General features: G+C 62.6%; 3 protein-coding genes. All 3 read right to left on the reverse strand.

Annotated features, from left to right (window positions below):
* Positions 1–911, reverse strand: a 911-nt coding sequence (locus EOC06_RS37275; protein WP_128310116.1) for a helix-turn-helix transcriptional regulator, incomplete at its 3' end; no start/stop codon positions are given.
* Positions 908–1,186: a hypothetical protein gene (locus EOC06_RS37280; protein ID WP_128310117.1), complete on the reverse strand. Its 279-nt coding sequence runs from the start codon at positions 1,184–1,186 to the stop codon at positions 908–910. The genes EOC06_RS37275 and EOC06_RS37280, both read right to left, overlap by 4 nt.
* A partial coding sequence (locus EOC06_RS37285; RefSeq protein ID WP_164898997.1) for a helix-turn-helix transcriptional regulator occupies positions 1,183–1,415 on the reverse strand: 233 nt, incomplete at its 5' end. The genes EOC06_RS37285 and EOC06_RS37280, both read right to left, overlap by 4 nt.

A 1,415-nucleotide genomic window follows, 5' to 3' on the forward strand; every position in this document is an offset into this window, starting at 1 on the left:
GCGGGCGTCAGGTCGAACAGGCCGGCAAGCAGGGTTGGCGAAGGCACCATGGAACTGGCGCTCACCGCCGTCGCGGCGATCAGGATGTCGCCCCCCGAAAAGATATCATGCGCCGAACGGAGCAGCGGCAGGACATGGACGATGATCGACTGCCTGTCTTGTCGCGCGGGTACCGGGATTGATCGGACCGAGGGTTCGATCTCGCTGCGCACGGCGGCGATGGCTTGCTGAAACAAAAGGTCTGCTTGCACATCGCCAATCGCCATGCTGCCGAAGGCGACCGGCAGGAACATCGCGGGCATGGCCTCAAGCAGCGGGTTGGTAGCCAGCACGCGTCCATTGGATGAAAGGACAGCAGCCGGCAGTCCCATTCTTTCCATTGCCGCAACTGTTCCTTGCGCGCGCTCAAGCCCGAGCCTCGCCGCAATCAGGCTGGCACGCGCCAGATGCGGCCGCAGCGCGTTCATTCGCGCGAGATCGTCTGCCGAAGGACGATCGTTGTCGCGCCAGCGCTCGGTCGAAAACAGTGCCATTTCCCCCGTCGGCATGACGATGAACGAACCAATCTGTCCGCCAATCCCCAGCGGCCGGGTGCGATCGAGGCGCAGGTGATTGCTTGCCAGAGCTCCGGCGGGGAAATAATCGGCGTCGTAGACAAAAGCCGAAGGCGGGGTCATCGAGAATAGGAGTTGCACCTCCTCGCTCTTCTGCCATCCATTGGCAGCGTCGAAAGCCTCCAGCACTGGCGAGATCAAATCGGTCGCGATGAATTTTGGCGGGGCTCGGTCATCGAACAGGACAAGCGAGGCGGCAGCCGAGTTGGACTCGCTGCTCAACTGCTCCAGGACGTCGCGCCACATCTCCGGCACGAATGCAGCCTCGTAGATGCGGTCGGCCAGATCGGAAGTCACTTGTGCCTCGTTGGCTGCGCTACCAACTCCGCGTTCTTCACCAAGGCGGCAAGCTGGCTTTGCTGGCGGGTTCGTGTCTTGGCGAATATCCGCTCAAGATAGGTGCAGCCGGTTTTCACGGTGATGGTCAGATCGGACGCCGCATCCTTCAACGGCCGCGGTTCTGCATCAGCGACAATCAGTTGGAACTCTCCGCAGGCGGAACCGGTCGTGCCGGGCCAGAGCTCGGGAACGAAAGCCGCCTCGTAAATCGCTTCGATCAGGCCGCCGCTCATCGGAACGGCTCCGCGCTCTTCAACAAGGCGACAAGCTGGCTTTGTTGCCGTGTCCCGGTCTTGGCGAAGATCCGTTCGAGATAGGTGCGGCTGGTTTTGACGGTGACGTTGGAGCTTGCCGCTGCCTCCTTCAACGGCCGCCCTTGCGCAAGGGAGGCCGCCAGCCGCGCCTCTGCGGGCGTCAGGTCGAACAGGCCGGCAAGCAGGGTTGGCGAAGGCACCATGGAAC

This window comes from Mesorhizobium sp. M7A.F.Ca.MR.362.00.0.0, from assembly GCF_004023175.1.
In the GTDB taxonomy this organism is placed as follows: domain Bacteria; phylum Pseudomonadota; class Alphaproteobacteria; order Rhizobiales; family Rhizobiaceae; genus Mesorhizobium.